At 65.0% G+C, this 956-nt stretch carries 1 pseudogene; it reads right to left on the reverse strand.

From position 1 onward, the window contains the following. Window positions 1-26: 26 nt before the first annotated feature. Window positions 27-956: pseudogene (locus LQ220_RS24805) on the reverse strand (IS3 family transposase); the annotation flags it as partial.

Below are 956 nucleotides of genomic sequence, written 5' to 3' on the forward strand. Positions count from 1 at the left end.
TGACGTGCTCCCCTGATTGTTACCAGTCAGAGGTAGAGTCTCGCTCCTTCATGATGGTTGTTTGATGGGATGGCAACGTGTCTGGGGGCATGCCCCCAGACACGTTGGCCGGCGATCTCGGCGGGGGTCTTCCCGCCCAGTTTCGAGTGTGGCCTGACCGTGTTGTAATCGTGCCGCCAGGCGGCCAGCACGAACCGGGCATGGGCCAGCGAGGTGAACAAGGTCTCGTTGAGGCATTCGTCCCGCAGGCGGCCGTTGAAGCTTTCCACGAAGCCGTTCTGCATTGGCTTGCCGCGCATGCCCATCAGGCCGGTCAACTCCCGGGCCACCCGTGCCCCCGACAGCGACGTATCGGCCACCAGCGCCAAGCACTCCCGCGTGTAGTCATCGACCACGCACAGGATGCGGAAGCGTCGACCGCAGATCAGGCTGTCCGAGACGAAGTCGAGCGACCAACGTTGGTTCGGACCATCGGGCAACACCATTGGCCTGCGCGTGCCTAGAGCGCGCTTGCGCCCGCCACGACGGCGCACGCGCAGCCCTTCCTCGCGGTAGATGCGCAGCAGTTTCTTGTGGTTGGGCGTGATAGCCTCCCGCGCCAGCAGATAGCCCAGGCGGCGATAGCCGAACCGGCGACGCTCCGACGCCAGCTCGCGCAACCGTTGCCGCAGCGCGCCGTCATCCGGCCGTGTCGGCTCGTAACGGATCACCCTGCGGCTCACACCAACCAATGCACACGCCCGACGCTCGCTCACCCCGTGATGCTCCCGGGCATGGGCGACGGCTTCCCGCTTGGCGCCGGGCGTTACCATTTTTTTGATGCCAGATCCTTCAGCACGGCATTGTCGAGCATCGCCTCGGCCAAGAGCTTCTTCAGCCGGGTGTTCTCCTCCTCGAGCGTTCGCAACCGCCGGGCCTCGGACACCTCCAGCCCGCCAAACTTCGACTTCCACTTG

Source organism: Sphingobium sp. CECT 9361 (assembly GCF_918741285.1).
GTDB lineage: Bacteria > Pseudomonadota > Alphaproteobacteria > Sphingomonadales > Sphingomonadaceae > Sphingobium.